The following is a 23,783-nucleotide window of genomic DNA, read 5'->3' on the forward strand; positions in this document are numbered from 1 at the left end:
GCGCGCTCAGTCGGTAACTTCGCTTGCGCCGTGCGAGAACACGGACGTGGCACCTGCGAGGATCTGCGAGAGCGGGTCGGCGTCGCCGCCGAAGGTCGCCTGGTTGGCCGGCGCGGTGACCTCCGCCGGGTCGAAGCCGTGCACCGGGTCCACCTGAACCGGGGCGGTCGACGGGTCGTCGTTTCGCGAGTAGCCCGCATTCACGCGGGGAATCAGGATCGCGTCGAGCTTGTTCAGCGTGTCCTCGTCAATCCCGACGTATTTCAGCGGCATGACCAGCGGAAGGTGCTTTTCCGGAACCATGATCGTCGTGTCTTTCGCGCCCCTGGAGTTGATCGTCGTCCTGATGTTCTGCGGCGGCACCATGCTCGGGTTCGTGAAGGCCACCGCCGTGTGACCGGTGGCGAGGCCGAGCAGCGTGTTGGCGAGCGCGAACATGTTGTCCGGCCGGTCGGGGAAGTCCGCGATCGAGTCGTACGCGGCCACGAACCTGTTTGTGTCGTACTGGCTCTCATACGGCGGCGGCATGGTGTAGTCGAGCGCGGGGACGACGCTGCCGACCGGGAACATGGCGGTCAGGAAACTCTGACCGAAGGCGTGACGCCCGATCGGATCGCCGAACGTGGCGAAGTTGAGCTTGTCGGGCGGGGGAGCGGTCGGGTCGTTCGCCAGCCGAGCCTGCACGCCGTCGACCACGAACGCGCCCTCCGACAAGCCGATCGCCGTACCCGGGCGGCCGGTGCGGATCGCCGCATCGAGGTTGTCGATTCCCACGTCCACCGACTCGCCGACGCTGGGGCCGTCCGCGCCCAGCCCCGGGAACTGCTCATCGAGCTTGCCGATGCCCGGGAAGAGCCGCTCCAGCACGTGCCCCTGAACCTGGCCCGCCGGGTAACGGACGATTTCGCGCTTCTGACCGGGGAACCATTGGGCGCCCTCCTGACGGATGTACTCGTCGTAGGGGATGCCCAGAACGTGAGCGCCGCCGAGCGCGAACGCAGTCTGGTCGCCCGGGGCCCCCGGAGTCGGCGGACCGCCGATGGGCGACTCGTCGGCGGTCGCGGTATTGACGCCGAAACACCCTGTGGCACCGACGGTTACCAGCGCCGTCACTCCCGCGAGTAGTTTCTTCATCCCTACTCCTGACCGCTCGAATTCGCCTCGTAGTCTCACATACATCATGTGCAGGTGCTAACCGGGCCGCGGCTCGGCGCGTCCATCCAGTGACGGTTTTGGCGACGGCACGCCCCCCTGTGACGGCCACCAGTTCGCCCGTCCGACCAGCGCGGCGATGGCGGGAACGGTGATGGTGCGCACCAAGAAGGTGTCCAGCAATATGCCCACCCCGATCACGAAACCGCCCTGGACCACGGTGCTGATGCTGGAGAACAAAAGGCCACACATCGAGGCCGCAAAGATCAGACCCGCCGCGGTGATCACGCCGCCCGTCGAGCCCAGCGTCCGGATGATGCCGTAACGCATGCTGTGTCCAGACTCCTCGCGCATTCGCGAGACGAGCAGCATGTTGTAGTCGGCCCCCACCGCGACCAACACCACGAATGCCAGCGGGGGCACACTCCAATGCAATTGCTGGCCCAATAGATATTGAAATACCAGCACGCCGATGCCCACCGCCGACAAATACGAAATGACCACGGAAGCAACCAGATACAGCGGCGCGACAACCGCGCGCAGCAGGGCGATCAAGGTTAAAAGGACGACGATGAGCGTCACCGCGATGATGAACCGGATATCGTGCTGGTAGTAGTCACGCGTGTCCTTCAGCGCGACGGTATATCCGGCCATCGACACGGTGGCGTCCGCCAACGCGGTATTCGGCTGCGCTCCACGAGCCGCCGCGATGATCGCGTTGACCTGATCCATGGCTTCCGTGCTGAACGGATTCAGTTTGGTTTGAACCAAATACCGCACCGAGTGGCCGTCCGGCGAAATGAAGACCTTGGCCGCCTTCTGAAACTGCTCCAATTGCAGCAGCTGGGGCGGGATATTGAACCCGGCCATTGCCGGATGTGCCGCATCGCGTTTCAGTGACAACAGAAACGCCGCCGACTCGTTGAGTCCGCTACCGAGCTGCTTGAGTTGGTCGACGAGTTGAGCAACGGCGTCGGCCACCTGGCGGCTGCCACCGGCCAATCGGTTCGCGCCGTCTTGCACAGTGTTCAGATTCGTTTGCATGCCACCGGGTTTGTCCAACCCCATGGAGTGCAACACCTTGGTGAGCTTGGCCAGCGAGGCGCGCACGCGGTCGGTCGACGCCTTGAGCGTCCGTTTGTCCGGGGACTCCTGCAGTCGATGGGCCAACTCGTTGATCGCATCGAGGTCCGCTTGGTTTTGCGGGCCGACCAGTTGCTCGAACGCCCCGCGGGTGTCGCTGCACGACGGATCGGCATCGCATCGCGGGTTGCCCTGCAGCGCCGCCAGCACCGGGCCTATCCAGGCGAAGACGTTCTTGGCCGCCGAGAAGTTCCAACCCATGGAATTGCTGATCGCGTTGACATGGTCGACGAGCTGGGCCGTGAGGTCGACCTGTTTCACCAGCGCGTCGCCGCTGTACTGGTTCTTCGCCGACGCGAAGGCGCTCTCCAGTTCCTGCACACTCGCGGCGAGCTGGACGACCTGGCCTCGCACGTTGCCGAGGTTGTCGGCCAGCGTGCCCGCGCCGGCGACCAACCGGTTGAGGTCGCCTGTGTGATCTTTGATCAGGGTGGACCCGTCCGCCAGCAGGGTGCCGATGGCACCGGCCTGATACGTCGCCCGGAATTGTTCCGGCACATTGCCGGTCGGGCGCGTGATGCCGCTGACGGCAGCGACATTCGGCAGTTGGCTGACCCGGTCCGCCATCTGTTCCAGGTCCGCGAGGGCCTTGGGCGTGCGCAGGTCATGTGGCGATTGGACCAGGATGTATTGCGGAATGGACTGATTCACCGGGAAATGGCGATCCAGCGCGGCGTACCCGATGGAGCTCGGCGCCGAAGTCCGCAGGGCCTTGCGATCGTCGTAGTTGTAGCGCACCAGGCCGGCGCAGCTGGCCAGGACGATCAACACCAGCACACTGGCAATCAGATTGACCTTCGGTCGCCGTACGATGCGGATGCCCGAACGCCGCCAGAATCGTGCGGTCAGTTCGCGCCGGGGTTCGACCCAGCCGCGTCGCCCCGCAAGCACCAGGATGGCCGGCAGCAACGTCACCGCGGCGAGGAATGCCACACCGATCCCGATCGCCGCCGACGCCCCGACCGTTTTGAACACGCCCATCCGGGCGAAGCTGATGAGGAGAAACGTGATGCCGACGGTGGCGGCGGATGCGGCGATCACTTTGCCGATCGAGAACATCGCACGCCGGACCGCCTCATCGGAATTCGCACCCGACCGCAAATAGTCGTGATACCGGCTGATGAGAAAGACCGCGTAATCCGTTCCGGCGCCGGCCATTATGGCGCTGAGGAAGACGACGGACTGGTTCGAGACGCCCGACCCGGTCAGTTGGGAGTAGCCCGCTACCACCGCCTGGGCGATGACCAGGGATGTGCCGATGCTCAGCAACGGCAGCAGCATGGTGACCGCGCTGCGGTAGATCACCAGCAGGACGACGAGCACCAGAACCGCGATCGCCAGCTCGATGGGCATCCGATCCCGAGCGCCGGCGACCGTGAGGTCGGCGACGGTCGCCGCGGGGCCGGTCAGGTTGACCGTCAGCGGCGTGCCCGTGACGACGCGTTGGACGATGCCGTCGATCCGGTTGAACGCGGCATACGAGCTGGGAGTGCCCAGCTCGCCCGCAACGCCGACCGGGAGCACCCAGGCCTTGCGGTCTTTGCTGGTCACGGCCGAGCGCAGGGCCGGTGTGCTGACGAAATCCTGCAGCATCAACACATCTCGCGTGTCCTGGCGCAGCGTGTCCACCAGTGTGCGGTAGGTGGCTTCGTCGGCCGGGCCCAGACCCTTGTCGTTGGTGAGGACCACCAGCAGGAGGTTTTCCGAGCCCGACTCGTGAAACGCCTCGGTCATCTTTCGGGCCGTGACGCTCGATGGCGCGTCGCTGGGCAGGATGGCGAGCGGGTGCTTCTCGGCCATCTCGCCGAGCGATGGGAAGGTCAGCGGCAGCGCGACCGCAATCGCGACCCAGATCCCGATCACTGCCCAGGGCCACCGCACCACAAAATCGGCTAGCCGTCGCATACCGCCCTCACCCCCGGTCGGCGGCAACTCAGCCGCCCTCGACCGGGCCCGGTCAAACCACGCGATTTCGCATCACGTGCCATCGAAGTGCTCCACGCTACGCGACGCGCCCCCAGCTCCCGCTGCCGGCGACCCGCACACAGACCGACTTCATCGCTTCCATATAGCGGACAACCGATTTCCGGGCGACCGGGTTGTCGGGATGCATAATCGCCATGACCGTGCCCTCGCCGTACCGGAATATGTAAATGGTCAGCTGATGTGAATACCGGCCGTCCGGGTAGATCCCGATATTGTTTGCGAGTCCCAGGTCGGCGGCGGCAAGAATGGCGTTGAGGGGGGCGGCGCCGCCGTGAAAGAAGTTCGACACCGGAAAGTTTGGCTGCGGCCAGCTCAGCCACGGCGCCAGTTCCAACACGCGGTAGTAGGGCACCTTTGCCATGTCCAGGCTGTTATCGAAAGAAGCCTGCGCCGCCCATGCGGCGTCGCCGAAAGAGGCGGCGGCTATCGGCACGGTGATCGGAATCAAGCCGGTAAACCAACCCTGCGTCATGAAATTGTCGGTGGCTTTGCGTGAATCCCGGGGAGTGAGACCGTAATACGTCAGGGCGCCGGTGAATTCGTGCTCCACCAGGGCGAGGCAGGCGAACAGGCCCCCGACAAAGCGCGCGCCGGCCGCCGCGCAGGCCGATTCGAATCGCTCCGTCTGCGCGTCGTCCATCAACAGTTCGGACGTCATGTCGCTCCTACTGGATTCCTGCGGGTTACCCAGCGGCAGCGGAAATTCGGGAAAGCCCCCATTATTGTTCTCGGCGAAGTCAATCCACGCGCGCACCTCAGGCGAATCAAGAGTCAACGTCGACGTGTATTCGCGTTCGCGGATGCAGAAATCGTCGAAGCTGCCGGCATCGGGAAGAGTAAGGGCCTCACCGCCCCCGCTCAACGCCGTGTACATGCCGTTGGCCTCCATCATCGTGGTGCCGATCAATGTCGCGTCCCCGTGGACATGATCCATGGCCGCAAAGAACGTGAAATGGTTCTCGCTCTGGATAATTCCGAACGTGAAGCAGCCCCATTCCAGCGGATTCGGTATGGCCACCACGTGAGCATGAATTTCCTCAGCCGTCATCTCGCCGTGTTCAACCGGCGCGAATTCGATGTCGGCGGGATCGCCGATGGTGTGCCTGATGAACTCCCCGTCACCGGTGTCCTCGAACCAACTGCGGAAGGTGTCGTGCCGGCGCAGGTAGGTGTTGACGGCGTGGTTCATGGCGGCGATGTCGCACGTCCCGGCGACCTCACAGGTGGCGATGATCTGCCGTGAGAAATTCAGCCCGGCGGCCGTGCGGTCGCGGTAGTTGCGAAGGTGTTGGCCCTGCATGTAACTGACCGGCACCGAGCTGACCGGGGCTTGTCGTGCCTTTTCGGCGGCCGCGGCGGTCGGGTGCCATGAGGTGACCGAGCCCGGCGTCAGCGTCCAATCATCGAGTGAGCCGATCGTTATCTTCCCGATGCGCAAAACTTCGTCCTCCTCGGTTTGAACTGCCGCGGCACGCTGGCGTCGCGACCAAGATAACCCTCGAAGTGATCGCCGTCGCAGCCGTGCGCGGGCCACCGCCTACACTCGCTCACGGATCCGACCGGTCTTTGGCGACCGAGTTGCGGCGATCGAGTTGTGGCGATCGTGCGGCCGGGCGGGGACGCAGGGCGGCGGCCGCGCCGGCTGTCGCTGCGCAGTGCGGCGCTGCACACGCGGTGCTGGCCTAAAGGACATGATTCTCCGAGTGCAACTGGGCCCCCGCGCGGATCGATCTTGACCGGCCAAGAGAGGACAAGCGCATGGCATCCGTCGAAGGTCTGGGGGAATCGGCATCGGGTTTTGCGATCGTGGGTTATGCGGCGCGATTTCCGGGCGCCGCCGACGCGGATGAGTTCTGGGACGTCTTGCGGCACGGCCGGGATGCGATATCCGAAGTGCCGCAGGACAGGTGGGATGCCGATGAATTCTTCGACCCCGAGCCTGGTGCGCCGGGCAAGGTCGTCACCCGCCGTGCGGGCTTCGTCGACGACGTAACGGGGTTTGACGCCCCGTTCTTCGGCTTGTCGACGCGCGAGGTCAGGTTGATGGACCCGCAGCACCGGATCTTGCTGGAAACGGCGTGGCGCGCGGTCGAGCATTCGGGCTACGCACCAACGGATCTCGCTGACAGCAACACCGGTGTCTTCGTCGGTTTGGCCACGCACGACTACCTCGGAATGGCCTCCGACGAGCTGACCTATCCCGAGATCGAGGCCTACATGGCCATCGGGACGTCCAACGCCGCCGCGGCCGGGCGGATCAGCTATCGGTTGGGGCTGCAGGGTCCCTCTGTCGCCGTCGACACCGCGTGCAGCTCGTCGCTGGTGGCCATCCATCAGGCGTGCCAGGCCCTGCGCCTCGGCGAATGTGACCTCGCGCTGGCCGGCGGCGCCAACGTCCTGCTCACCCCGGCCACCATGATCACGTTCTCCAGCGCACACATGCTCGCGCCCGACGGTCGGTGCAAGACATTCGATGCGGCCGCCGACGGCTACGTGCGCGGCGAGGGATGTGGCGTCATCGTGATCAAGCGCCTCGAGGACGCGTTGCGCGACGGGGACCGGATTCGGGCGGTGATCCGCGGCAGCGCGATCAACCAGGATGGCGCTTCGGGTGGGTTGACGGTTCCGAACGGGGTTGCCCAGCAACGGGTCATCGCCGACGCGCTCAAGCGTGCCGACCTCGAGCCCCGCGATGTCGGCTACCTGGAAGCGCACGGCACCGGGACATCGCTCGGCGACCCCATCGAGGCCCAGGCCGCGGGAGCGGTGCTGGGGGCCGGGCGCGAACCCGACCAGCCCCTGCTGATGGGGTCGGTGAAGACCAACATCGGACACCTGGAAGCGGCCGCGGGCATCGCGGGCGTGATCAAGGTGATCCTGTCCCTGGAGAACGAGCTGCTGCCCCAGCACCTCCACTTTCAGAACCCGTCGCCCCACATCCCCTGGGATCGGCTGGCGGTGGAAGTCGTCAAGGAGGCCACGCCCTGGAAACGCAACGGACAACGGCGCATTGCGGGGATCAGCTCATTCGGCTTCGCCGGGACGAACGCTCACGTCATTGTCGAGGAAGCGCCCGAACAGGCGGTATCGGCCCCCGCGGCACCGGCCCCGGTCGATGCGCCCGGGGGCCGGCGGTTCAGCATCCTTCCGCTGTCGGCCCGAACGCCCGCCGCATTGATGCGGCTCGCCGATGAATACCGCGCCTGGCTGGGCGCGAACCCGGAGGCCACCCTGGCGGACGTGTGCTTTACCGCCGGGGCGGGGCGGGCGCACCTGGAGCACCGGGCCGCGTTGGTAGTCAATTCGCGCGAATCCGCCATGGAGCTGCTGGGCGCGCTCGCCGAGGAGCGCCCGGCGCCCGGTTTGTATCGCGGAGAATCCCATGACACACCGAAGACGGCGTGGCTGTTCACCGGTCAGGGCAGCCAATACCCCGGCATGGCCCGGGAGTTGTTCGACACCGAGCCGGTGTTCGCCGAGACGCTGAATCGTTGCGCCGCTGCCGTCGCCGACATTCTCGAAAAGCCGTTGCTGGACGTCGTTTTCGATGTGGACAGCCCGGACAGCGAAGCGACGCTGCAGCAGACCTCCTACGCGCAGCCGGCCTTGTTCGCCGTGGAGCTGGGCCTGGCCCGGCTGTGGCAGTCGTGGGGCTTCGAGCCCGACGTGGTGCTGGGCCACAGCGTCGGCCAGTACTCTGCGGCCTGCGTCGCGGGCGTGCTCAGCCTCGAGGACGGCGCGCTGTTGATGGCCGAACGCGGCCGTCTGTTCGGCAGCTTGCCTTCCGGTGGCCGGATGGTCGCGGTGTTCACCGCGGCCGAGCGGGTCGAGCGGCTGACCGACGAGTCTCCCAGCCTGTCGGTGGCCGCCTACAACGGCGCCAACACCGTATTGTCCGGTCCGGCAGCCGATTTGGAACGCGCGGTGGCCGCATTGTCGGCCGATGGTGTCCGGTGCGACTGGCTCGACACCAGTCACGCGTTCCACTCGGCGCTCCTGGACCCCATCCTCGACGAATTCGAGGCGTATGCGGGAGGATTCGACTTCGCTGCGCCGCAACGGATTTTGATCGACAACCGCACCGGAACCGCGCTGGGTCGCAGCGTGAAGCTCGACGGTGCCTACTGGCGCCGGCACGCGCGCCAGCCGGTGCAATTCGCCAAGAGCGTGCGCACGCTTGCCGAGATGAACTGCAAACTGCTGCTCGAGATCGGCCCGCGACCGGTCCTTACCGCCGCGGCCCTCGGCGCGTGGCCCGACCCGGCCACCGCGCCCCGGGTGATCACGTCGCTGCGGCGCAATACCGCTGACCACCGCCAGATCACCGAAGCGGTCGCCGACGCGTATGTGCTGGGCCACCTGCCCGATTTCGCCGCCTTGCGGCGGCCGCACGCGCGAAAGCTCGACCTGCCCACCTATCCGTTCGAGCGCCGTCAATACTGGTTCCGGGACGCTCGCGAGCGCCCCGAGCAACCCCGGGACACCGGCGGACCGCGAACCGAAGCCGTCCGCCTGCTCGAGGACGGCCGAATCGAGGAACTCGCCGCCCTGCTCGGCGGTGCGAGCGACGACCAGCACACCCTGCAGGTGCTCACCAAGCTTGCGGCGCAACACAATCAACAGCGCACGACCCGGTCCATCGCGGACGACCGCTACGAGATCCGCTGGGACAGGTCAACCTCTCCGCTCTCCGGTGCCGACGTGGACCAGGCAGGCAGCTGGATCGTCGTCTCCGACGATGCCGACGCGGTCCCGCCGTTGGTCGACCTGCTGGCCGCGCGCAACGAACCGCACCAAGTGGTCGGGTTGCCGGCGTCCGACGCCGACGAGGAACGGCTCGCGGAAACGTTGCGCGCTGCGGCAACCGAGGATGCGACGTTACGCATCGTGCATGTCGCGGCCCTGGAAGCCGGGGCCACACCGTCGATGCGGTCACTGTTGCGGATGCAACACCGGATCCTGGGCGGAACGCGGCGGGTCTTTCGGGCGGCGGTGGCCGCCGAACTGCGCGGCCCCATCTGGATCGTGACCCGCGGCGCGCAGCGCGTCGCCGACACGGACACGGTGGCGCCGCATCAGAGTTGCCTGTGGGGATTCGGCCGAGCCGCCTCGCTGGAACTCCCGCACGTGTGGGGCGGACTCGCGGACCTGTCAGAGGGCGGCGACAACGCGGCCGACGAATGGTCTGCGCTCGTCGACCGGATCGCCGCGCCGCACGGCTCGGCCGTCCGGGAAGACCAGCTCGCGCTGCGTGATCGGGCGGTCTACACACCCCGGTTGGCGCGGCGCTCTGCGCCGCCGAGCGGGACACCGCTGCACCTGCGCGGCGACGCAACATATCTGGTGACCGGCGGGCTGGGCGCGATCGGACTGGAGATCGCCGGCCACCTGGCCGCGAATGGCGCCCGGCATCTGGTTCTGACCAGCCGGCGCGATCCCAGCGATGCCACGCAACAGCGCATCAACGCCCTGGGCGAACAGCACGGCTGCCAAATCCGCGTCGTGGCCGCCGATGTCGCCGACGCGCACGACGTGGCACGCCTGCTGGCAAGCGTTCAGGCCGAGCTGCCACCGCTGGCCGGCATCGTGCACGCCGCGGGCGAGATCGGCACCACGCCGCTGAGCGCGCTGCAGGACGCCGAGATCGATCGCGTCTTCGCCGGCAAGGTTTGGGGCGCTTGGCATCTGAGCGAGGCGGCGGCCGACCTCGATCTCGACTTCTTCATCAGCACCTCCTCGATCGCCTCGGTGTGGGGCGGATTCGGCCAGACCGCCTACGGCGCCGCGAACGCCTTCCTCGACGCGCTGGCCTGGCGCCTGCGCGGGCAGGGCATCTTCGCCGTCAGCGTCAACTTCGGGCCGTGGTCGGCGGGCATGGCCGACGCGGAATCCCGCGCCCGACTCGATCAGCGCGGAGTCCGGACGTTGTCTCCCGCCGATGCGCTCGCGGGTCTGGCCGATGCCGTGGCCGCTGCGGCGGGGCAGGGCCTCGTGCAGGGTGTGGTGGCCCGCATCGACTGGGCCCGCTTCTTGCCGCTCTATCAGCAGGCGGGCAGGCGGGCGTTCCTGGCGGAGTTGGAACGCGAGGTGCCCGGGCTGACGAGTACGGCGGGGCCGTCCGCGATCGTCGCGGGGAAGACCCCGTTGGTGGAGCGGCTCACCGGCGCCCCGGTGCAGCAGCGCAAGAAACTTCTGACCGACTACCTGCGGGACGCGGTGGCGGAGGTGACGCGCGTCGATGCCGCGGAGATCCGGGAGGACGCAGGCTTTTTCGATCTCGGCATGGATTCGCTGATGGCCGTCGAATTGCGGCGCCGCATCGAACAGGGCGTGGGCAAGGAGATCCCGGCCACCCTGGCGATGGACCACCCACGGCTGTCCGACGTGGCCGACTACCTGCTGCGCGACGTGCTCGAACTCGGCGACCCGGGGTCGCCGAAACCGAGACCGCAGCCGGCATCGGTCGTGACGACGCGCACGGATGAACCGATCGCGATCGTCGCGGTGTCCTGCCGCTTCCCCGGCGCACCCGACCCGGAAGCGTTCTGGGAGTTGCTGTCCGACGGGGTCGATGCGATCCGCGAGGTCCCCGAGGACCGCTTCGACATCGACGAGTTCTACGACCCCGATCCGGACGCAGCGGGCAAGACCTACACGCGGTTCGGCGGCTTCCTCGACGAAATCGACGGGTTCGATCCCGAATTCTTCGGCATCTCACCCCGCGAGGCCGTCTGGATCGAGCCGCAGCAGCGGCTGATGCTCGAAACGGTGTGGGAGGGCCTCGAAAGGGCGGGGTACGCGCCGGCCGCCTTGCGCGGCAGCCCAACCGGGATTTTCGTGGGCGTGGCGGCCAACGAATATGCGCACCTGTTGTCCTCGGAGTCGATCGACAAGATCGAACCCCACTTCATCACCGGCAACGCGCTCAACGCCATCTCCGGCCGGGTCGCCTTCGCGCTGGGATTGGAAGGACCGGCGGTGGCGATCGACACCGCATGCAGCTCGGCGTTGGTCGCCGTCCACCAGGCCTGCCAGGCGCTGCATTCCGGTGACTGCGACATGGCGCTGGCCGGCGGCGTGAACGTGTTGCTGAGTCCGGTGACGGTCGTCGCGGCCTCCCGCGCGCGGATGCTTTCGCCCGTCGGGCGCTGCAAGACCTTCGACGCCTCCGCCGACGGTTACGTGCGCAGCGAGGGCTGCGGGATTCTCGTACTGAAGAGGCTGAGCGACGCGGAGCGCGATGGCGACCGGATATGCGCGGTCATCCCCGCCAGCGCGGTCAACCAGGACGGGGCGTCCAGCGGCCTGACGGTGCCCAATGGCGGTGCGCAGCAACGGCTTATCGGCTCGGTGCTGGCTCGCGCCGGCCTGACGGGCGGGGACGTCGACTATCTCGAGGCGCACGGGACGGGCACCCCGCTCGGTGATCCGATCGAGGTACAGGCGGCCGCGGCCGCCTACGGGGATGCCCGCGACGCGGACCGGCCGCTGTTGATGGGCTCGGTGAAGACCAACATCGGGCACACCGAATCGGCTTCCGGCGCAGCCGGTTTGATCAAGGTCGTGTTGTCGCTGCAGCACGAGGTCCTGCCGCAAAGCCTGCACTTCGACGAGCCGTCGCCGCACATCCCGTGGGATTCGCTGCCGGTGCGGGTCGTGGACACGGCGATGCCGTGGCGGGCCAACGGCAGACCGCGGCGCGCCGGGGTGAGTTCCTTCGGGTTCACGGGCACCAACGCGCACGTGCTGGTCGAGGAGGCGCCGGCGAGAGCCGCCTCCGCCGACCGGCACCCTGTCGACGACGACGCGACGGAGTCGACGGACCGGGCCCGGGATGGACAGCCGAGCGTGCTGGCGCTGTCCGCGCGGTCACCGGAAGCGCTGGTGGCGTTGACGCGGCGCTACCAGAAGTGGCTGACCACCCACCCGGACGCGGATCTCGCCGAGGTGTGCCTCACCGCCGGAACGGGCCGCTCGCACTTTGAACACCGCGCCGCGCTGGTCGTGGACTCGGTCGAGGGTGCGCGCGAGGCGCTGGCCGAATTGGCCGAGAACCGCCTGCGACCCGGCGTCGTGCGGGGCGAGCACACCCACCACCCGACGACGGCCTGGTTGTTCACCGGCCAGGGCAGCCAGTACCCGGGGATGGCGCGTGAATTGTTCGACACCGAGCCGGTTTTCGCCGACACCGTGACACGTTGTGCCGACGCGGTCGGCGAGATCCTGCCGCATCCGTTGCTGGAGGTGCTGTTCGCCACCGATCGCGAAACGGGAGGCGAAGCCGGAGAAAGGCTGCGGCACACGTCCTTTGCGCAGCCGGCGCTGTTCGCCGTCGAGATGGGCCTGGCCCGGCTCTGGCAGTCGTGGGGGATCCAACCCGATGTGGTGCTGGGGCACAGCGTGGGCCAGTACGCGGCGGCATGTGTGGCTGGCGTGTTCAGCCTCGAGGACGGCGCCCGGCTGATGGCCGAGCGCGGCCGGATGTTCGGCAGCCTGCCCGAAGGTGGGCGCATGGTGGCGGTGTTCGCCGACGCCAAGCACGTCGAGCAGGCCGCCGGCGAATTCCCGCGAGTGTCGGTCGGGGCATACAACGGACCCAACACCGTGCTGTCTGGGCCGGGCGAGGACCTCGAGCAGATCGTCGCCAAGTGCGGTGACGAGGGGATCCGCTGCACGTGGCTGCAGACCAGCCACGCCTTCCACTCGGAACTGTTGGATCCGGTGCTCGACGAATTCGAGTCGTACGCGGCGCAATTCCGGTTCGCCGCCCCGACGATGCCGCTGGTGTGCAACCGCACCGGCGCCGTGCTGACGACCCAGACGCCGCTGGACGCGCAGTACTGGCGTCGGCATTCCCGGCAGCCGGTGCAGTTCGCCGAAAGTGTGCGCACGGTGGCGGCCCTGGGTTGCTCGGTGCTGATGGAGATCGGGCCGCAACCCGTACTGACGGGCGCCGCGGTGCAGGTCTGGCCGGAGCACCTGTCCGCGCCGCGCGCGATCGTCTCGCTGCGCAAGGGTATTGGCGATCGGCGCCAGATCGCCGACGCGCTGGCCGCGGCCTACGTCGGCGGGCTTCGCCCCGATTTCGCTGCGCTGCAGGGTCAGCCGCGTCGCAGGCTCGAGCTGCCCACCTATCCCTTCCAGCGCCGCCGCTTCTGGCCCAAGACGTCCGGCATCGCCGTCGACGGAGGGGCCGGTTCGTCCTCGGGCATCCTCGGCAACGCGAAGGACCTCGCCTCCGGCGACTCGGTCTACACCAGCAGGCTGTCCGTCAAATCGCAGCCGTGGCTGTCCGATCACGTCATCTACGGGACCGTCGTCGTCCCTGGGGCTACCTACGCGGCGATGGCCCTCGCCGCGGTCGGCGCCCCGGCACGGGTGAAGGACGTCTTCTTCTACGAGCCGATCATCCTGCCCGAGAAGAGCTCTCGCGAGGTGCAGCTCACCCTGCACCCGCTGCAGGACGGCGGTGGGTCCACGTTCCAAGTGCACAGCCGCCCGTACGGTGAACGCGGCGCCGAATGGTCGCTGAACGCCGAGGGCACCGTCGGCACCGGCGCGGATGACGAGCCGGTATCCGAGGGTGATCCGATCGACGAAACGATCGAGCGCCTGAACCGCATGCGCCCGCAGGAATTGTTCGAGACCTTCGCCGACCTGGAGCTGGCGTGGGGGCCGACCTGGTCGGGGTCGCTGAAGTCGCTGTGGCTCGGCGAGGGTGAGGCGATCGGCGACATCCTCGTCGGCGAAGAACTCGCCGAACAACTCGGCAGCGAACCGATGCATCCGGTGCTGATGGACCTGTGCACCGGTGTCGCATTCCCGGCCTTCCCCGCGCTGCTCGCGGCCGAACAGGGCGTCAACGATCTGTTCCTGCCGCTGCGCTACGGCCAAGTGGCGTTGCGGGAGAAGATGCCTCGGCGGTTCTACTGCCACGCGAGGTGGCACAGCAGCGAGCTCAACAGCGAAACCCAGGTCTTCGACCTCGATTTCGTGGACCGGGATGGCCGTCACCTGGGCGGAATTCGCGAATTCACGGTCAAGCGCGCACCGCGCGAGGCGTTGCTGCGGGGCCTGGGTGGGGACGCCACCCGGCTGCTCTACACCCTCGGCTGGCACGAGGTGCCGCCACCGGCGAGCGAAGAAGCCGGCGAGCCCGCCGGTACCTGGCTGATCGCCGGCTTCGACGAACTGGCCGCCAAGGTCCCCGGGTGCATCCCGCTCGACCGCGCCAACGATCCGGATCCGTTGGGGCAGGTGCTGACTGAAGCCCACGAGCGCGGGTTGCCATTCTCCGGTGTCGTCTGGCGCAGCACGGCGCCGAACGGGGAAGAGACGAGCGCGGACGTCACGGCGCGCCTCGAGACCGAGATCGCCAATCTGCTCAGCGCCGTGCACACCGTGCAACGCGGGGAGGTGAAGCTGCCCGGCGGATTGTGGATCGTCACCGAGCGTGCGGTGGCCACCGAATCCGGCGAGCCCGTCGAACCGGTGCAGGCGGCGCTGTGGGGCTTCGGCCGCACCACGATCAACGAGGAACCGGCGCTGCGCGCCAAGCTCGTCGATTGCGACGGCTCACCCGAGGCCGTGCACGCGCTGGCCGCGCTGCTTGGCACCCCGGTCGACGAACCGGAACTGGCCGTGCGGCAAGGAAAGCTGCTGGCCTCGCGGTTGTTGCCGTGGGCGCGCAGCGGTCATCTCACGGTGCCACGCGGGCGCGACTTTGCCCTGGCGCCCACCGAACGCGGCGCGATCGACAACCTGCGGCTGACCGAGGCGGAGGTGCCCGCGCCGGACGAGGGCTACGTGCAGGTCCGGGTCGAGGCCGCGGGCCTCAACTTCCGCGACGTGCTCAACGTCCTCGGCCTCTACCCGGGCGATCCCGGACCGATCGGCGGCGACTTCGCCGGCGTCGTCACCCAATTGGGCGCCGGCGTCACCGGAGTCGAAGTGGGACAACGTGTCTACGGCTCCATGCAGGGCGCGTTCTCCAGCCGGTTCAATGTGCCAGCCCAGTTCCTGGCGCCGATCCCCGATGGGGTGAGCGCGGTCGAGGCGGCCACCATTCCCGCCGCGGCGCTGACGGTGCGGCTGTCCTTCGACTGGGCGCAGCTGAAACCTGGTGACAAGGTCCTCATCCACGCCGCGAGCGGCGGTGTGGGCCTGGCGGCGGTGCAAATGGCGCAGCGGTTCGGTGCCGAAGTGTTCGCCACGGCGAGCACCTTCAAGCGTGCGACGCTGCGCAAGCTCGGCGTGAAGCGCGTCTACGACTCGCGGACAACGGATTTCGCCGATCAGATCCTGGCGGACACCGGCGGTGCCGGCGTGGACGTGGTCCTCAACTCCCTGACCAGCGAGGGGTTCATCGAGGCGACGCTGAAGGCCACCGCCCAGAACGGCCGCTTCGCCGAGATCGCCAAGCGCGACATCTGGACACCCGAGCAGATGGCCGAGGCGCGTCCCGATATCGCCTACGAGATCGTGGCATTGGACACGGTGATGTTCACCGAACCCGATCGCATTCGCGACTTGCTCACCGAGGTGTCGCAAGGCTTGGCCGACGGCGAGTGGACGCCGCTGCCCGCCGAGATCTATCCCCTGACCGAGGCGAGGGCCGCGTTCCGCCGCATGCAGCAGGCGCGGCACATCGGGAAGATCGTGGTCCAGATACCGAATCCGCTGCAGCCGCGGCCCGATCGGAGCTACCTGATCACCGGCGGGCTTGGCGCGATCGGTCTGCACACAGCGTCGCATCTGGCCCAACTCGGTGCCGGAGACATCGTGCTGACCAGCCGGCGCGAGCCCGGTGCGGACGCGCAACGGCTGATCGAGGAGATCACCGAGCGCTACAAGTGCCGCGTCCACGTCTTCGCCACCGACGTCGGCGACGAGTCCGCGGTGGCGGGTCTGCTGGAGCGCATCCGGTCGGAGTTGCCGCCGCTGGCCGGTGTGGTGCACCTGGCGGGCGTGCTCGACGATGCGCTGCTGTCGCAGCAGACCGTGGAGCGATTCCGAACGACGCTGTTGCCCAAGGCGATCGGCGCCTACCACCTCGACAGGCTGACGAAGGCCGACGAGCTGGACTTCTTCATCGTGTCGTCGTCGGTGTCGAGTTTGTTCGGTTCGCCCGGCCAGTCCAACTACGCGACTGCCAACGCGCTGCTCGACGGTCTGGTCGCGCAGCGCAGGGCGCAAGGCTTGCCCGCCACGGGGGTCAACTTCGGTCCCTGGGCCCAAGGGGGCATGGCGTCTTCGGACGCCGCGACCGCCAATATCAGTGCGCAGGGCCTGATTCCGCTGGAACCGTCGGCCGCGCTCGGCGCCCTCGCCGAGGTCGTGGCGAACGGCACCGGTCAGGCCACCGTCCTCAAGGCCAACTGGCAGCGTGCCGCGAAGGTGCTGGGCAGTTCGCGTCCGCCGATCCTCGATCTGGTGTTGCCCAGTGCCGCCGGGGAGGTGACCGGTGACAGCGAGTTGCTCAAGCAGCTGATGGAGATTCCGGTGCCCCAGCGTGCCGGTTTCGTGACCGAATTCCTGCAGCGCGAGGTGCAGAACTTCCTGCGGCTCGCGTCGCCGCCCGCCGCGAGCAGCCGGTTCTTGGACCTGGGCACGGATTCGCTCATGGCCATCGAGCTCCGCAACCGGCTGCACAGCCAGTTCGGCGGCAAGTTCACCATCAACGCGACGGCGGTCTTCGACTATCCGACCATCGGGGGGCTCGCCGAATATCTCGTGGCCCAGCTGCCCGATGCGGAACCGGAACCGGTCGAGGAGGCGTCGTAACATCCGGCGCCGGCGCGCCGGCGCGAACGTGGACTTGTGGCGCGGAAAGCCGGCGTGTCGGCCCAACAACTCGACGTTCGGCCGGTTACGCGCTCAGTCGCTGATGTCGAATCCCGCGTTGATCTTGGTCGGTCGCACCCGCACCACGAGCTCGCCGGGCGAGGAGTTGCGCCGGCCGAACTCCTCGGCGCGCTCGGCGCCCATGTACCGGGCGCCGGTTCGGGTGGCGATGTCCAGCACGTCCGCGGGGTCTTCGCTCACCGTCGCCACGCCCTGCACCTGGACGAACGAGTAGGGCGGGTGCGGGTCGTCGACGCAGATCACGACGCGTGAATCACGCGCTATCGCACGCCCTTTCGACGTGTCACGGCCGGTGTTGAAGGCCAGCTGACCCTCGTCGACGACGAACCACACCGGGGTGACCAGCGGCCGGCCGTCGGCGGCGACGTACCCCAGCATCCCGGTGCGGGTGCCGGCCGACAGAAACTCGATGACCCTGTCCGACAGCTCGGCCATGGGTCAGAGGCGGACCAGCTCGTAGTCGCCGAGCCGGTCGATCAGGTTGTGCAGGTGCTCGCCGGAGGTGCCCAGGGTGTGCTCGATGGCGGTGAGCCGGGCGGCGTAGTGGCTGATCGGATATTCCGCGGTGACGCCGATGCCGCCGTGCATCTGGATCGACTCCTGCGCGATGTGCCGGCCCGAGCGGCCGATCTGCAGCTTGGCCCGCGAGGCGATCACCGGATCGAGGTTGCCGTCGGCGATCGACATCGCCGCGTACAGGCTCATGCTGCGGGCCAGTTCCAGCGACACGTACATGTCGGCGGCCCGCTGTGTCAGCGCCTGGAATTTGTTGAGCGTGACACCGAACTGCTTGCGGGTCTTGAGGTAATCGGTCGTCAGGCGCAGCGATTCCTCCATCGCCCCGAGCGCCTCGGCGCACAGCGCCGACTGGATGCGGATGATGGCGTTGCGGATGGCGCCCGACGCGTCGGCCGCCTCACCCAGAGGTTCGGCGGCGGCGGAGTCGAGGTCGATCTGGGCGCCGCGCTGCCCGTCGAAGGTGCGGTACGGGTGCCGTGTCACAGTCTTTTCGACGCTCGCGTCGACCAGGAACAGGCCCGTGCCGCCGTCGGGCAGGGCGGCGCTGACCACCAGGGTGTCGGCGCAGTCCCCGGCGAGCACCGGGTTCTTACGGCCGCTCACCGTCCACGAATCACCTTGCTGCGCAGCCTTGGTGGTCAACGCGGCGGACGGCCTGCGTTGGCCCGGTTCGAGGTGGGCGAAGGCCAACAGCCGCTGCCCGGACGCGACCTCGTCGAGCAGCTGCTTCTGTTCCTGGCTGCCCAGCTCGGCGACCAGCGCGCCGGGTCCCAGCGCGGCGTGCAGGACGGGTTCGGGGGCCAGCCGGCGCCCGATCTCGGTCAGCACCACCGCGATCTCGATCTGGCCGGACTCGTCGGGCTCGAATCCCAGCCCGAGGATCCCGGTGTCGGCGAGCTGGCTCCAGACCTCGCGGCTCCAGCCCAGATCGGAGCCGATGACCTTGTTGCGGCTTTCCGGGTCATAGGTGCGCGCCAGTAGGTCGCGGGTGGTGTCTCGGAGCAGGGACTGCTCGTCGCTCAACTGAAAGTCCATGGCTGCCTCACAATCCCAGAATGGTGGACGCGATGATGTTGCGTTGCACTTCGCTGCTGCCGCCGTAGATCGACGTCTTGCGGTAGTTGAGGTAGTGCGGCGCACTGTGCTGCGCCCAGGACGGCGACGAGATGTCTTCGCCGTTGGCCGGTAGCGCATCCGGCCCGGCGACCTCGACGAGCAGTTCGGTGGCGATCTGCTGCAACTGGCTGCCGCGCAGTTTGAGCACCGACGAGGCCGGGTTGGGCTGCCCGTTGGCGGAGTCGGTGACTACACGCGACTGCGTGAGTTCCAGTGCGAGCAGCTCGTTTTCGGCTTCGGCCAGCCGCGCCGCGAACAACGGATCGTCGAGCACCCCGGTGGCCGCGGCGTGCTTCTTCACCTCGGCGAGGCGCACCTTGGTCCGGCCCACGCCGGCGATGCCGGTGCGCTCGTTGCCCAGCAGGAATTTCGCGTACGTCCAGCCCTTGTTCTCTTCTCCGACAAGCTGATTGGCCGGCACGCGGACGTCTTCGAAAAACACCTCGTTGATCTCGTGGCCGCCGTCGATCGTCTTGATGGGCCGCAGCGTGATGCCCGGCGTCTTCATGTCGAACAGCAGGAACGAGATGCCGGCCTGGCGCTTGGGCGCCTGGGGGTCGGTGCGGACCAGGCAGAAGATCCAATCCGCGTACTGGCCGAGGGTGGTCCAGGTCTTCTGGCCGTTGACGACGTAGCTGTCGCCGTCGCGGACCGCGGTGGTGCGCAGCGACGCCAGGTCCGACCCGGCCTCCGGCTCGGAAAACCCTTGGCACCACCAGATGTCGAGGCTGGCCGTCGGGGGCAGAAAGCGTTGTTTGACTTCCTCCGAACCGAATTCGGCGATCACCGGGCCCACCATCTTGGTGTTGAAGTTCAGCGGCTCCGGGACGCACGCCAGCTGCATCTCGTCGGCCCAGATCTGGTGCTGGGTCGGCGTCCAGTCCTTGCCGCCCCACTCGACCGGCCAGTTCGGTACCGCCAACCCGTGTTCGTGCAAGATTTTGTGGCTGGTGACGATGTCGTCGCGGTTCACTTCCGCCGAGCCCTGGCGCACCCGGTCGCGCAACTCCTGGGGGATCTTGGTCGTGTAGATGCTGCGGAGTTCGTCGCGGAACGCGGCTTCCTCGGGTGTGAGCGCCAGTTGCATGGCAGCCTCCTGTCGTGTCGGGGTGACCGTGGCGACCCATCACCCAGAGCCGATTTCTGGCGATGCTGGTCGTTCGCTCAACCTCCATCTTGACCCATCCCCTGCGGGCGCTGTGCACAGCCTCGGGTTAATCCACAGATCGGCCCCGAGGCGTCCTGCGCCGGGCCGGTTGCGGCGGCGGGCGGACCTACGGTCGGCCCATGCGAACAGAACTTCCGGCCGAGCGCCTGCAGCGGCGGCTCCGCGCCGAACCGGATGCCGATGCGGCCGCCGGGGATTCCGGGACGACGTCGGCCGAGGACTCCGCGAACGACGACCAGAACTCGCTGCTGCCGCGCTGGCTGCCCGACGCGTCCGACGATCGGGGCTGGGTGGCGAAGGTGCGCGCCGACCCGGGACGCGCGGGCGCCATCGGGCTGGCGATCGTGGCGGCGCTGGCGGTGCTGGTCACGGTGTTCACGTTGGTGCGCGACCGGCCGGCGCCGGTGATGTCGGCCAAGCTGCCGCCGGTCGAGAAGGTGGCGACGGCGAGCCCGCGCTCCTCGGCGAGCCCCGCCGCCGAACCGGACCACCCGGTGGTGGTCAGCGTCGTCGGCCTGGTGCACACCCCTGGGCTGGTGACGCTCGCGCCCGGCGCCCGCATCGCCGACGCGCTGCAGGCCGCCGGCGGCGCGGTGAACGGCGCCGACACCATCGGACTGAACATGGCCCGACCGCTCGGCGACGGTGAGCAGATCGTGGTCGGTCTCGCTCCCGCTCCGGGACAGCCGACGGCGCTGGGCAGTTCGGTGGCCTCCGGATCGCCGCCCACGTCCAAAGCGCCGCCCCCTCGGCCGGGGGCGGGGCCCGGGTCGGCCAAGCCGAAAGCGGGCGAGGCGGTCAACCTCAACACCGCGACCGTCCAGGAACTCGACGCGCTGCCGGGCGTCGGGCCGGTCACCGCCGCCGCGATCGTGGCGTGGCGGCAGGCCAATGGCAGGTTCACCAGCGTGGACCAGCTCGCCGATGTCGAGGGCATCGGGCCGGCGCGGCTGGAGAAGCTACGCGCCCTGGTCCGTGTCTGAGGGTGCATCACCCCGGGTTGGGTGCCCCGCCCGGCGCCCGAGTCGATGTGCGCCTGGTGCCGCCGGCGCTGACCTGCTGGGCGGTGACCGCCGGCGGGATCTGGTGGCCGATCGGGCGCGCCCTCGCTTGGTGCTGCGTCGTGTTGATCGGCGCCTCGGCAGCGCTGGCGTGGCGCGCGCGAGACCGTCCCGCTGCAGGGGCGCGGTTACGGGCGATCAGCGCCGCGCTCGCGGCGATCGGCGTCGTGGGGGCGGGTTTCGGGTTCGCGATCGCGTTGCGCGCCGACGCGGTCGATCGCCACCCGATCGCCGCGGTGTACGGCATGACCGCCGCGGTCACGGTCACCCCCACCGAGAGCCCGGTGTCGTTGGGTAGCGCCCGGTTGATGTTTCGGGCCACCCTGCAACGCCTGCGGGACGACGAGATCTCCGGGCGGGTGGTCGTTTTCGCGCGCGCCGCGGATTTCGGTGGGCTGATGGTGGGACAACCACTGCGGTTCAGCGCGCGCATCGGCCGCCCGATGCGGCGCGATTTGACGGTCGCGGTGCTCAACGCGTCGGGCCGGCCGACCATGGGCGCCGCGGGCGCCGTGCAACGTGTGGCGCACGGCGTGCGCAGCCGGTTCTCCGCGGCGGTCCGCGAGGCGTTGCCCGGCGAGCAGGCCGCGCTGCTGCCCGCGCTGGTGCTCGGCGACACCTCGGCGGTGTCCAGCGACACGGGCCGTGACTTCCGCGCGGCCGGCATGACGCACCTGATGGCGGTGTCGGGGGCCAACGTGACGATCGTGTGTGCCGCCGTGCTGTTCTCGGCCCGATTACTCGGCCCCCGGACGGCCGTCGTCCTTGCCGCGCTGGCTTTGGTGGCCTTCGTCATCGTCGTGCAACCGACCGCCAGCGTGTTGCGGGCCGCGGTGATGGGCGCCATCGCGTTGGCGGGAATGCTGTCTTCGCGTCGGCGCCAAGCCATTCCGGCCCTTGCCGCCGCGGTGCTGCTGTTGTTTGCCGTCGCCCCGCAGCTGGCCGTCGACGTCGGGTTCGCGTTGTCGGCGCTCGCCACGGCCGCGCTGATCGTCGTCGCACCGGTCTGGTCGCGGCGGCTGACGGCCCGAGGTTGCCCCAAGCCGCTGGCCGATGCGCTGGCCGTCGCCTGGGCCGCGCAGATCGTGACCGCGCCGCTGGTCGCGGCGATCTCCGGCCGGTTCAGCGTGGTCGCCGCCGCCGCCAACCTCGTCGTGGCGGCCGTGATCGCGCCGATCACGGTGTTGGGCACCGCGGCCGCGGCACTCTGCCCGGTATGGCCGGCCGCCGCGCGGCTGCTCATTCGCTTCACCGGCCCCGAGTTGTGGTGGGTGGCCGGCGTGGCCCGCTGGGCGGCCGGCCTGCCCGGGGCGACGGTGCCGGTCCCGGAGGGCACGCCCGGCACGATGCTCGTCGGCGGTGTGACCGTGCTGGCGATCGTGCTGTGGCGGTGGCGCCCGTTCCGCCTCGTCTCGGGGGTGGCCGCGCTGGCCGGGCTGGCCTGGGCGCTGTCCGGGATCGTCGGTCGGCCGTGACACCATCATGGGGTGAGCGAGGTTTCGCCGTTGCACCTGGTGCTGGGAGATGAGGAGCTGCTGGTCGAGCGGGCGGTGGCCGACGTGCTGCGGTCGGCGCGGAAACGGGCCGGCAACGACGCGGACATTCCGGTCAACCGGATGCGAGCGGGTGACGTCAGCACCTACGAGCTCGCCGAGCTGCTGAGCCCCTCGCTGTTCGCCGACGAACGCATCGTCGTGCTGGAGGCCGCCGGCGAAGCGGGCAAAGACGCTGCCGCAGTGATTGTTTCGGCCGCGACCGACATGCCGGCGGGCGTCGTGCTGGTGGTGGTGCACTCGGGCGGCGGGCGGGCCAAGGCGCTGGCCACCGACCTGCAGAAGCTCGGCGCCCAGGTGCACCCGTGCGCGCGGATCACCAAGCTCAGCGAACGCATTGACTTCGTCCGCAAGGAGTTCCGCGCCCTGCGCGTCAAGGCCGACGAGCAGACCGTGACCGCGATGCTGGACGCGGTCGGCTCCGACCTGCGCGAGTTGGCGTCCGCCTGCTCCCAATTGGTCGCCGACACCGGCGGGGCCGTCGACGCCGCCGCGGTGCGGCGCTATCACAGCGGCAAGGCCGAGGTGAAGGGCTTCGACATCGCCGACAAGGCGGTGGCCGGTGACATCGAGGGAGCAGCCGAGGCGCTGCGCTGGGCGATGATGCGCGGCGAGCCCCTGGTGGTGCTGGCGGACGCCCTGGCCGAGGCGATCCACACCATCGGCCGCGTCGGACCGCTGTCGGGCGATCCCTACCGGATGGCGTCGCAGCTGGGCATGCCGCCCTGGCGCGTGCAGAAGGCCCAGAAACAGGCCCGGCATTGGTCCCGCGACACGGTGGCCGCGGCGATGCAGGTGGTCGCGGCGCTCAACGCGAACGTCAAGGGGGCGGTGGCGGACGCCGACTATGCCCTGGAATCCGCGGTCAGGCAGGTTGCCGAGCTAGCCGCCCAGCGCGGACGCTGAGGCCGGGCCTCAGAGCTTGTTGAGGGCCTGCGCCAGCGCCGACTTCTTGTTGGCGGCCTGGTTCTTGTGAATCACGCCCTTGCTGGCGGCCTTGTCCAGCTTGCGGTTGGTCGACACCAGCAACTCGGCGGCCTTCTCCTTGTCGCCGGCGCTGGTGGCCTCGCGGAACGCGCGGACGGCGGTGCGCAGCGACGACTTCACCGACTTGTTGCGCAGGCGAGCGCGCTCGTTCGTCTTGTTGCGCTTCTGCTGCGACTTGATGTTGGCCACGCTCGAGTTCCTTCTTCGATCAGACGTTTGGTTGGGGCGCCGGAA

The 23,783-nt window shown here is 68.6% G+C and carries 11 protein-coding genes; 4 read left to right on the forward strand and 7 right to left on the reverse strand.

Annotation, left to right across the window (positions count from 1 at the left end):
* Positions 1–6 precede the first annotated feature (6 nt).
* The 3 genes from pe to W7S_RS07780 form a co-directional block, all read right to left on the reverse strand.
* Positions 7–1,134: an acyltransferase PE gene (pe, locus tag W7S_RS07770; RefSeq protein ID WP_009953593.1), complete on the reverse strand. Its 1,128-nt coding sequence runs from the start codon at positions 1,132–1,134 to the stop codon at positions 7–9.
* A 57-nt stretch (positions 1,135–1,191) separates the two neighbouring features.
* Positions 1,192–4,200, reverse strand: coding sequence for an RND family transporter (locus tag W7S_RS07775; RefSeq protein WP_050989373.1), 3,009 nt, complete (start codon positions 4,198–4,200; stop codon positions 1,192–1,194).
* A 97-nt stretch (positions 4,201–4,297) separates the two neighbouring features.
* A complete protein-coding gene (locus W7S_RS07780) occupies positions 4,298–5,719 on the reverse strand; it encodes a condensation domain-containing protein (RefSeq protein ID WP_014384183.1) in 1,422 nt (473 codons plus the stop codon).
* 320 nt (positions 5,720–6,039) lie between these two features.
* Here W7S_RS07780 and W7S_RS07785 point away from each other — a divergent pair, with 320 nt between their 5' ends.
* Complete coding sequence (locus W7S_RS07785) at positions 6,040–17,064, forward strand: type I polyketide synthase (RefSeq protein ID WP_014711138.1); 11,025 nt, start codon at positions 6,040–6,042, stop codon at positions 17,062–17,064.
* 93 nt (positions 17,065–17,157) lie between these two features.
* On the opposite strand, the gene W7S_RS07790 is transcribed toward W7S_RS07785, so the two are convergent.
* Genes W7S_RS07790 through W7S_RS07800 form a run of 3 tightly spaced genes read right to left on the reverse strand, consistent with a single transcriptional unit; the run spans position 17,158 to position 19,867 of the window.
* Positions 17,158–17,580: a PPOX class F420-dependent oxidoreductase gene (locus tag W7S_RS07790; RefSeq protein WP_008255252.1), complete on the reverse strand. Its 423-nt coding sequence runs from the start codon at positions 17,578–17,580 to the stop codon at positions 17,158–17,160.
* 3 nt (positions 17,581–17,583) lie between these two features.
* Positions 17,584–18,699: an acyl-CoA dehydrogenase family protein gene (locus W7S_RS07795; protein ID WP_014379697.1), complete on the reverse strand. Its 1,116-nt coding sequence runs from the start codon at positions 18,697–18,699 to the stop codon at positions 17,584–17,586.
* A gap of 7 nt (positions 18,700–18,706) precedes the next feature.
* Positions 18,707–19,867, reverse strand: a complete 1,161-nt coding sequence (locus W7S_RS07800; RefSeq protein WP_008255257.1) for an acyl-CoA dehydrogenase family protein — start codon at positions 19,865–19,867, stop codon at positions 18,707–18,709.
* Between the two features lie 200 nt (positions 19,868–20,067).
* On the opposite strand from W7S_RS07800, the gene W7S_RS07805 reads away from it, so the two are divergent.
* Genes W7S_RS07805 through holA form a run of 3 tightly spaced genes read left to right on the forward strand, consistent with a single transcriptional unit; the run spans position 20,068 to position 23,468 of the window.
* A complete protein-coding gene (locus W7S_RS07805; RefSeq protein ID WP_009953600.1) occupies positions 20,068–20,931 on the forward strand; it encodes a ComEA family DNA-binding protein in 864 nt (287 codons plus the stop codon).
* Positions 20,932–20,978: 47 nt separating this feature from the next.
* On the forward strand, positions 20,979–22,484 hold the full coding sequence (locus W7S_RS07810) for a ComEC/Rec2 family competence protein (protein WP_014711139.1): 1,506 nt from the start codon (positions 20,979–20,981) through the stop codon (positions 22,482–22,484).
* A 30-nt stretch (positions 22,485–22,514) separates the two neighbouring features.
* Positions 22,515–23,468, forward strand: a complete 954-nt coding sequence (gene holA / locus W7S_RS07815) for a DNA polymerase III subunit delta (protein WP_085976485.1) — start codon at positions 22,515–22,517, stop codon at positions 23,466–23,468.
* A gap of 9 nt (positions 23,469–23,477) precedes the next feature.
* Here holA and rpsT read toward each other — a convergent pair whose 3' ends face one another.
* On the reverse strand, positions 23,478–23,738 hold the full coding sequence (rpsT, locus tag W7S_RS07820) for a 30S ribosomal protein S20 (RefSeq protein WP_008255272.1): 261 nt from the start codon (positions 23,736–23,738) through the stop codon (positions 23,478–23,480).
* Positions 23,739–23,783 lie beyond the last annotated feature (45 nt).

The sequence above is a fragment of the Mycobacterium sp. MOTT36Y genome, from assembly GCF_000262165.1.
In the GTDB taxonomy this organism is placed as follows: domain Bacteria; phylum Actinomycetota; class Actinomycetes; order Mycobacteriales; family Mycobacteriaceae; genus Mycobacterium; species Mycobacterium intracellulare.